The 8,995-nt window shown below is 67.5% G+C and carries 9 protein-coding genes; 5 read left to right on the forward strand and 4 right to left on the reverse strand.

Features of this window, described 5'->3' with window-relative positions:
* Positions 1-90: 90 nt before the first annotated feature.
* Genes FPZ12_RS44585 through FPZ12_RS44600 form a run of 4 tightly spaced genes read left to right on the forward strand, consistent with a single transcriptional unit; the run spans position 91 to position 2,951 of the window.
* Complete coding sequence (locus tag FPZ12_RS44585) at positions 91-360, forward strand: helix-turn-helix transcriptional regulator (protein WP_144761441.1); 270 nt, start codon at positions 91-93, stop codon at positions 358-360.
* Positions 357-878 (forward strand): hypothetical protein, encoded by a 522-nt coding sequence (locus tag FPZ12_RS44590; RefSeq protein WP_144761444.1) that lies wholly within the window; start codon positions 357-359, stop codon positions 876-878. The genes FPZ12_RS44585 and FPZ12_RS44590 overlap by 4 nt, the downstream gene beginning before the upstream one ends.
* Complete coding sequence (locus FPZ12_RS44595) at positions 871-1,773, forward strand: ABC transporter ATP-binding protein (RefSeq protein ID WP_166463119.1); 903 nt, start codon at positions 871-873, stop codon at positions 1,771-1,773. The genes FPZ12_RS44590 and FPZ12_RS44595 overlap by 8 nt, the downstream gene beginning before the upstream one ends.
* Entirely contained in the window at positions 1,770-2,951 is a 1,182-nt protein-coding gene (locus tag FPZ12_RS44600) for an ABC transporter permease (RefSeq protein WP_144761450.1), read from the forward strand. Before FPZ12_RS44595 ends, FPZ12_RS44600 begins: the two co-directional genes overlap by 4 nt.
* Here the strand turns inward: FPZ12_RS44600 and FPZ12_RS44605 are convergent.
* The 4 genes from FPZ12_RS44605 to FPZ12_RS44620 form a co-directional block, all read right to left on the reverse strand.
* A complete protein-coding gene (locus FPZ12_RS44605; protein ID WP_144761454.1) occupies positions 2,929-4,302 on the reverse strand; it encodes a cryptochrome/photolyase family protein in 1,374 nt (457 codons plus the stop codon). The genes FPZ12_RS44600 and FPZ12_RS44605 overlap by 23 nt on opposite strands.
* Before the next feature lie 101 nt (positions 4,303-4,403).
* On the reverse strand, positions 4,404-5,714 hold the full coding sequence (locus FPZ12_RS44610; protein ID WP_144761457.1) for a citrate synthase: 1,311 nt from the start codon (positions 5,712-5,714) through the stop codon (positions 4,404-4,406).
* 196 nt (positions 5,715-5,910) lie between these two features.
* Positions 5,911-6,831: a carbohydrate kinase family protein gene (locus FPZ12_RS44615; protein WP_144761460.1), complete on the reverse strand. Its 921-nt coding sequence runs from the start codon at positions 6,829-6,831 to the stop codon at positions 5,911-5,913.
* Between the two features lie 10 nt (positions 6,832-6,841).
* Positions 6,842-7,444, reverse strand: a complete 603-nt coding sequence (locus tag FPZ12_RS44620; protein WP_144761463.1) for a TetR/AcrR family transcriptional regulator — start codon at positions 7,442-7,444, stop codon at positions 6,842-6,844.
* A gap of 70 nt (positions 7,445-7,514) precedes the next feature.
* Here FPZ12_RS44620 and FPZ12_RS44625 point away from each other — a divergent pair, with 70 nt between their 5' ends.
* Positions 7,515-8,651 carry an acyl-CoA dehydrogenase family protein gene (locus FPZ12_RS44625; RefSeq protein ID WP_144761466.1) on the forward strand — a complete coding sequence of 379 codons (1,137 nt, stop codon included), beginning with the start codon at positions 7,515-7,517 and terminating at the stop codon, positions 8,649-8,651.
* Positions 8,652-8,995: the final 344 nt, after the last annotated feature.

The raw sequence follows: 8,995 nt of genomic DNA on the forward strand, positions 1-8,995 counted from the left end.
CCCCTCACCACCGCTGCCAAACCCCACCCCCACCAGCCCAGACACCAAAACTCCTTGCCAAAACGTTGGGTTTTTGCAACAGTACGTTGTATGAGTCCGGTGCGACGTGGCAAAGAGCTGCCGATCTACAACCGGCTCCAGGTGCTCCGGGCGGAGCGGGGGTTGAGCCGGGCGGCGCTGGCCGAGGCTGTGGAGGTGAACCCGCAGACGATCGGCGCGCTGGAGCGGGGCGATCATTATCCGAGTCTCGATCTGGCGCTGCGGATCTGCGACGTGTTCGGGCTGCCGGTCGAAGCCGTGTTCAACCGCGAGCCGTTCGCGCCATTGTCCACTCAGGTTTACGGGAAGGGGGAGAAATGAGCGCGATCACCACGCGCTGGGAGGCGTTCCTGGACCGGGTGGAGGCGAAGGAGCGGCGGAACGCGCAACGGTTGCCGGGGTGGCGCACCCGGAAAAGGCGCCGCGAGCTGACGGTCGTCATGGTCTTCGCGAACCTCGTGCTGGTCGTGGCCGCCGCGGTGTCCGGCCAGGGCGACTCAGCCACGTTTTACGTGCCGTGGTTCGCGGGCCTGGTGCTGTGGTTTGTTTCCTTCTGGTTACTGCGGATCCTGACCGGCAAGATGTCCAGCGCCTTCCTGAGCCTCCTCGACGAGCGCGAGCGGGAGTGGCGGCAGCGGGTGACGTACGTGGCGTACCAGGTGCTGACAGGGCTGATGCTCGTGGCGATGTTGTACACGGTGGCGATCGCCCGCCAGCCGGACGCCGGATTCCGCGCCGGGTCCATGATGGCCTCGCTGCTCATCGTCGGATCGTCCGCTCCGGCGGCGCTGCTCGGCTGGACCCTGCCTGACGACGACCCGGAGGATTCCGATGCCTGACCTCGAAATCGACCGAGTGTCCAAAAGGTACGGTCAGGTTACCGCCCTCGACAACGTCTCCTTCGAAGTCCGCGGCGGCGAGCTGTTCGGCTTCGTCGGCAGCAATGGCGCGGGCAAAACCACGACAATGCGCATCGCGCTCGGGGTGCTGGCCGCGGATGCCGGCGAGGTCCGGTTCGGTGGCCAGCCGATCACGCCGGAGACACGCTCGCGCATCGGGTACATGCCCGAAGAACGCGGGCTCTACCCGAAGATGAAAGTCCTCGACCAACTCGTGTACCTTGCCGAGCTGCACGGGCTCAGCACCAACGCCGCCCACAAGAGCGCGGAGAACTGGATAACCCGCCTCGGCCTTGCCGAGCGCAGGCTCGACGAAGTGCAGAAACTCAGCCTCGGCAACCAGCAGCGAGTCCAACTCGCCGCCGCGCTCGTGCACGGGCCCGCGATGCTCGTGCTCGACGAACCCTTCTCGGGGCTCGACCCGCTGGCCGTCGACGTGATGAGTGACGTGCTGCGCGACCAGGCGGCCGCGGGCGTGCCGGTGGTGTTTTCCAGCCACCAGCTCGATCTGGTCGAGCGCCTCTGCGACCGCATCGGCATCATCCGAAGTGGACGGATGGTCGCCTGCGGCACGGTCGACGAGCTGACCGCCGAAGCCGGAACACAGCTGGTGGTCTCGGCGCCCAACGCGCCGGCGGGTTGGGCAAAGGAGATTCCCGGCGTGCGCATCATCAACGAGGAGCCAAGCCGCACGGTGCTGGCGCTCGAGCCCGACGTGGACGACCAGGTGGTGCTCAACGCGGCACTCGCGTCGGGCCCGGTGCGCGAGTTCAGCCGCCGCAGGCCGAGTCTGGCCGAAGTGTTCCGCACGACCGTGTCTGGGGGAAACACGTGATCTCACCGTGGAAAGCAGTAAGGCTCGTCGCCAAGCGCGAGCTGAACACGCGGCTGCGCACGCGATCGTTCGTCGTCGGCACCGCGGTCATCCTCGTGGTGCTCGCCGGTTATCTGTTGCTACAAGCCACCTTGTTCGGCAACGCGAACAAGGCGAACATCGGCCTCACCGGCCAGACAACGGGCATAGCGAACCAGCTCAAGGCCGCGGGTTCCGCCGCGGGCAAGGAGATCCAGACCACCGTCGTGACCCCGGCCGACGGGCGGGCGCAGGTGGAGAGTGGCGATCTCGACGCCGTGCTCTCCGGCAGCGCGGCGGACCTCCAGGTACTCGTCAAGTCCGATTTGGACGATCAGCTTCGCGCTGTGCTCAACGGGATCTCGGGCCAGCAGGTGCTCAACGCCAAACTGCTGGAGGCGGACCAGGACCCAGCGCAGGTCATGCGCGAGGTGAACGCCGCGCAGGTGAAGGTCACCGAGATCAAACCGCCCGAACCCGGTCGCGGGCAACGGCTCGCGGTCGGGCTGGTCACGGTTTTCCTGCTGTTCTTCGGAATCCAGACCTACGGGGCGTTCGTCGCGCAGGGCGTGGTCGAGGAAAAGGCCAGCCGCGTGGTGGAAATCCTGTTGTCCACCGTGCGGCCGTGGCAACTGGTGCTGGGCAAGGTACTCGGCCTCGGCCTGGTCGGGCTGGTGCAGATCCTCATCCTCGCCGTCGCCGGGCTGGCGATGGCTTCCGCCACCGGCGCGCTCACCCTGTCCGGCCTGGCCACCGGCACCCTGCTCTGGGGCGTGGTCTGGTACCTGCTCGGCTTTTTCCTGTACGCCACGGTGTACGCGGGCGCGGGTTCGCTGGTGTCGCGCCAGGAGGACGCCGCATCGGTCATCACCCCGGTCACGATGGTGCTGACCATCGGATTCGTCGTCGGGTTCAACGTGCTCATCCAGAACCCGGACAGCGGAACGGCGCAGGTACTCTCGCTCATCCCGCTGTTCTCGCCGATCCTGATGCCGGGCCGGATCGCGATCGGCGCCGCGGCCGGGTGGGAGGTGGCGACGGCGCTCGCGTTGACGCTCCTCGCCGGCGCGCTGCTCACGTGGCTTGGCAGCCGCGTGTACCGCAACGGCGTGCTGCACACGGGAAGCAGGCTCAGCCTCAGGACCGCGCTCCGCGGCTGATCTGCTGGAACCGCTCCAGGGCAACCTGGCGTTCCTGCGCGTGCTCCACGACAGGCGCCGGGTAGTCCTCGGGGCGGTTCTTCAGCTTCCACGGCTGGTGTACCGCTTTCCCTGCCACCCCACGGAGTTCGGGCACGAACCGGCGCACGTAGTCGCCCTGGGGGTCGAACTTCTCGCCCTGGGTGGTGGGGTTGAAGACGCGGAAGTACGGGGCCGCGTCGTTGCCGGAACCGGCCACCCACTGCCAGTTCAGCTGGTTCGAGGCGAGATCCCCGTCGACGAGGTTCCGCATGAAATGCCGGGCGCCGAACCACCACGGCAGGTGCAGGTCCTTGACCAGGAAGCTCGCCACGATCATCCGCACCCGGTTGTGCATCCAGCCCTCGGCGAGCAACTGGCGCATCCCGGCGTCGACGATCGGGTAGCCGGTGCGCCCGTCACGCCAATGCTCGAAGAGCGCGTCGTCCTCGTTGTACTGGATCTCGTCGAACCGCTTGTCGTAGTTCCGGCGCGCGGCGTCGGGCCGGTGCCACAGCACGTCGGCGTAGAACTCGCGCCACGCGAGCTCGCTTCGCAACGTCTCCGCGCCCCCACCGCGACGCTCCGCCAGGTCCGCCAGCAAGGTGCGCGGATGCACGCAACCCCAATGCAGGTAAGGGGAAAGCCGCGTGGTGGCGTCGTGGTCCGGCCGATCGCGGGCGGTGTCGTACTCGTTGACGTCCTCGTCGAGATAACGCTTCCAGAGCTTCAGCGCCGCCTTCTCACCCGGCTTCGGCAGCTTCATCCCGCCCAGCTCCGGAGCGTCCGGAATGGACAGTTCACGATCCGGCTTTATCCACTGCACCGCGGATTTCGACGTACGGGCAGGCGAATGCCAGCCACGTTCGCGCCAGGACCGGTAGAACGCCGTGAACACCTTGTACGGATCGCCGTCGGGCTTGGTGACGCGGCCGGGCGTGACGGCGTACGGCGAGCCCGTTTCCACCCACTCGACCCCGTCTCGCTCCAGCGCCTTGGCCACCTCGCGATCCCGCGCCACACCGTAGGGCGCGGTGTCCGCGGTCACGTGGACGCTTTTCGCGCCAACGGATTTCGCCGCGCGGCACACTTCCTCCGCCGGGTCGCCGTGCACCACGAGCAGCCGGCCACCGAGCTGCGCGGACAGCTCCCGCAAGCAGCCGTACAGAAAAGCGAGGCGTGGCGCGCCCGACGGCTTGATCAGCTTGTCGTCCAGCACGAATAGGGCGAGCACCCGCTCGGCCCGTTCGCCGGCGCTCAACAGGGCGGCGTGATCGCCCAGCCGGAGATCGCGCCGGAACCACAGGACCGCTGTTTCGCCGGGGGAAGCCACCAAGACAGCCTAAGGACTGCCCGCCGGACCCGCCGTGCGAGCACAAAAATGCCCTCTCCCATCGGCAACAGGGAGAGGGCAGTTCTGCTCGGCGCGGTGGCTCAGCGCTCGCTGAGCTTGGTGTACTCGCGCTCCTTCTCGCCGGTGTAGATCTGCCGCGGGCGACCGATCTTGGTCTGCGGGTCCTGGATCATCTCCCGCCAGTGCGCGATCCAGCCGGGCAGGCGGCCCAGCGCGAACAGCACGGTGAAGTACTTGGTCGGGAATCCGAGCGCCCGGTAGATCAGCCCGGTGTAGAAATCGACGTTCGGGTACAGCTTGCGCTCCACGAAGTAATCGTCGGAAAGCGCCGTTTCCTCGAGCGTCTTGGCAATCTCGAGCAGTTCGTCGTTGACGCCCAGCTTGTTGAGAATCTGGTCGGCCGTCTTTTTGATGATCCGCGCACGCGGGTCGTAGTTCTTGTAGACCCGGTGCCCGAAGCCCATCAGGCGGACACCCTTTTCCTTGTTTTTCACCCGGTTCACGAAGTTCGCGACGTCACCGCCGTCGGCGCGGATGCCCTCGAGCATCTCCAGCACCGCGCTGTTCGCGCCGCCGTGCAGCGGGCCGAACAGGGCGTTGATGCCAGCCGAGATGCTGGCGAACAGGTTCGCCTCGGACGAGCCGACGAGCCGCACCGTGGAGGTGGAGCAGTTCTGCTCGTGGTCGGCGTGCAGGATGAACAGCAGGTCGAGCGCCTTGGCGACCTCGGGGTCGACCTCGTAGGGCTCGGCGGGCAGGCCGAAGGTCATCCGGAGGAAGTTCTCGACGAGGCCCAGCGAGTTGTCCGGGTAGAGGAACGGCTGGCCGATCGACTTCTTGTACGCGTAGGCGGCCAGCGTGGGCACCTTGGCCAGCAGGCGGACGGTGGACAGCTCGACGTTCGGTTCGTCGAACGGGTTGAGCGAGTCCTGGTAGAAGGTCGACAGCGCGGAGACGGCGCTGGAGAGCACCGGCATCGGGTGCGCGTCGCGCGGGAAGCCGTCGAAGAACCGCTTCAGGTCCTCGTGGAGCAGGGTGTGCCTGTTGATCTTCTGGGTGAAGTCGTCCAGCTGGGCCTGCGTCGGCAGCTCACCGTAGACGAGCAGGTAGGAGACCTCGATGAACGTCGAGTGCTCGGCCAGCTGCTCGATCGGGTAGCCGCGGTAGCGCAGGATGCCGGCGTCGCCGTCGATGTAGGTGATCGCCGAGGACGTGGAGCCGGTGTTGACGAACCCCGGGTCGTAGGTGATGTACCCCGTCTGAGCCAGCAGCTTCCCCAGTTCGATACCGGGAGCACCCTCGACGGCGTTGACCACCTTCAGTTCGTGTTCGCCGGTCGGCAGGCGCAGCGATACCGTGCTGCCGCCGGACGCCGCAGTCGCGTCGGACATGCAAGTCCCTCTCACGGTCACACGGGTCGGCGGCGCCTGCAGGTCGCACAGGCAGCCATTTGTTCGCGCGTGACCGGGAAATTCAGTCTCGGCGCACACCGCCCCGCTGGGGTATGAATTCCACCCTCAACGCTAGTCGACCGACTGGGCTTCGCGCAGCCATTGTGTTACCCAGAGCAAAGCGTTGGGATCAGATTCACACCATTTCCGCGGCCCTCGGCGGCTCCGCCCCACTGCGGGAGACTGTGATCGCCGCCGCCTTCGCGGCGAACGTGAGCGCCGCACGCCATTCCGGCGCACCGAGTTCGGTGACGGCGCGCACATTGTGCTGGTGCAACCACGCCAGAAGTGCTCCCTGCACGGTGTCCCCGGCGCCGATCGTGTCGACCACGTCGACCCGCTCGGACGGGACCGTGATCTCAGCCGATCCGGTGTGGACGGCGAGACCGTCGGCACCACGCGTGAGCACCACGGCGTCGACCCCGGCGTCCAGCCACCCCTTCGCGGCCTTCACCGGGTCCGCCCCGCCCGCCAGCCACGCGGCGTCGTCGTCGGACAGCTTGAGCAGGCGCACGTCGGGGAGCCAGGAGAGGAAGCGCTCGCGGTACGCGCCTTCGTCGGTGATCAGGTCCGCCCGGATGTTGGGATCGAGCGCGGTCAGCACACCGCGGGCGGATTCCCGGCGCAGCATCGTTTCGTAGGTCGTCGCGCCCGGTTCGAGCACCATGCCCAGAGTGCCGAGGCACAACACGGTGGCTTCGCTCGGCAACGGGCCGGGGTCGGCGACGAGCCTGTCCGCGGTGCCCTCGGTGTAGAAGGTGTAGCTGGCCGCGCCACGTTCGTCGAGCGCGACCACGGCGAGAGTGGTGGGTTCCGGACCGGATTGCAGCATCGATATGTCGACTTCCGACGCGGTGAGGCGTTCCCGCAACGCCCGCCCGAACCGGTCCTCGGAAACCCTCGACAGGAACGCCGTCGGCACACCGAGCCGCCCGGCGGCCAGCGCCACGTTGTACGGCCCGCCGCCCAGCCGCGGCAGCAGCGAGGCCAGTCCGTTGTCCACTTTGGATTCTCCGGGCACCAGGTCGACCAGTGCCTCACCACCCACCACGATCACGCGAGCGATGCTACTTGGAGGCCAGCCCGTCCAACAGCAACTCGGCCAGGGCCGTGAACGCCTCGGCGTCGGACACGCCGGTGCGTGAACCGATCACCCCGGTCTGGATGCTCTCGATCAGCACCCCGGCCATCTCGGCGATGAGCTTCGCGTGCACGTTGCGGAACACTCCGTCATCGACGCCCTGCGCGATGAAGGAGCGGATGCGGGCCGCGGCGGCCCGGCTGTTGAGCTCGTAGGCCGCGCGGGCCGGGGCGAAATCGTTGATGTCGCGCATGAACTGGGGCGCGGCGCGGTTCAGGTACTCGGCGATGCCGTCCAGGTAGGTGCCGATCACCTGGCGCGCGTCCGCGAGTCCTGCCGTCCGCTGTTCCATCAGCTCGGCCGCGCCCTTGAAGTAGTGCGCCACGACCCGGACCGCGAGCTGCTCCTTGCTCGGGGCCAGCGCGTACAGGGTCGACTTCGAGCAGTGCATCTTCGCGGCGAGGTCGTCAAGCGTGAAGTGCATGAAGCCTTCGGCGAGGAAGAGCTCCTCGAGTTCGGCGAGCAACGCCCGCTGCCGGGAGGTCAGTTTCCGGCCGCCCGGGGGTCGCAATGCGACGCGCTCTGTCATCTTGACACCGTATGTGCTGTACTGGAGATAGCCCTACAGTACTGTTTCGAGTACGGATACGGAGACGGTCATGCCGGTCGAACGCCTGCTGCCGAACCAGGAGGCCGAAGACCTCCTGAACCTGACGGTCGAGCTCGCCCGCGAGGAGCTCAAGCCACTCGCAGCGGAGTACGAGGAGGCCGAGCGCTTCCCGCGGGAGCAGTTCCGCACGCTCGGGAAGTCCGGCCTGCTGGGCCTGCCGTACCCGGAGCGGTGGGGCGGGGGCGAGTTGCCTTACGAGGTGTACCTGCAGGTACTGGAGGAGATCGCGGCCGCGTGGATGTCGGTCGGCGTCGGCCTGTCGGTGCACACCATGTCCTGCTTCGCGCTCACCCACCACGGCACGGACGAGCAGCGGGACCGGTGGCTGCCCGCGATGTTGGAGGGCGAACTGCTGGGCGCGTACGCGCTCTCGGAGTCCCACGCCGGCTCGGACGCCGCGGCGCTGTCCACCCGCGCACGGCGTGACGGGGACCAGTTCGTCGTGAACGGCACGAAGGCGTGGATCACGCACGGCGGCGAAGCGGATTTCTACACGACGATGGTGCGCACGGGGGACGAGTCGATCTCGTGCCTGCTCATCGACGGTTCGACTCCGGGGCTCTCGGCCGGTGCGCCGGAACGGAAAATGGGGCTCACCGGTTCCACCACGGCCCAGCTGATCTTCGATGACGCGCATGTCGACGCGGACAGGCTGATCGGCCCGGAAGGCGCCGGGCTCCGCATCGCATTGTCCTCTTTGGACTCGGGCCGTCTCGGGATTGCTGCCTGTGCAGTGGGTTTGGCGCAGGCGGCGCTCGACGAGGCGGTAGAATACGCCAAGGGCCGCACCCAGTTCGGCAAGCCGATCATCGAATTCCAGGGCCTGGAATTCCTGCTCGCCGACATGGCCGCCGCCGTCGAAACGGCCCGCGCCGCCTACTTGGACGCCGCCCGTCGCCGTGACCGCGGCATGTCCTTCCGCCGCCAGGCGTCGATCGCGAAACTGACCGCGACGGACGCCGCGATGAAGGTGACCACCGACGCCGTCCAGGTCCTCGGCGGCGCGGGTTACACACGGGACTTCCCAGTCGAACGCTACATGCGCGAGGCGAAAGTCCCCCAGATCTTCGAAGGCACGAACCAAATCCAGCGCATGGTCATCGCCCGCGAGTTGAAGCGGGTTTAGGGCAGGGGACTTCGGGGCAGGTGGGGCTCGCCGGGTCTCTTTCGGGGCCGGATCGCGGCGCGGTCCGTGGTCTTTTCAGGGCGGATCGCGCCAGCGATCCGCCCTAGAGGTGGGTGCTCATCCCGTCGCCTGCCCAGGCCCCACATCACTTTGCCCTGGGCCCGCAACCCCTCTCCCCAGCACGCACCCGAGCGCACAAAGCTTGCGGGCCCAGGGAAAAGTGATAGCGCTTCCGCAGGCGACGGGATGAGCACCCACCTCTCCCCCCCTCGCAACCGGTGGCCGAGCTACGGGCGATGCCCATCCTGGAGCCTGCCTCCCGGCGAGGGGATCTTTTAATCTTT

It is taken from the genome of Amycolatopsis acidicola (assembly GCF_007713735.2).
In the GTDB taxonomy this organism is placed as follows: Bacteria; Actinomycetota; Actinomycetes; order Mycobacteriales; family Pseudonocardiaceae; genus Amycolatopsis_E; species Amycolatopsis_E acidicola.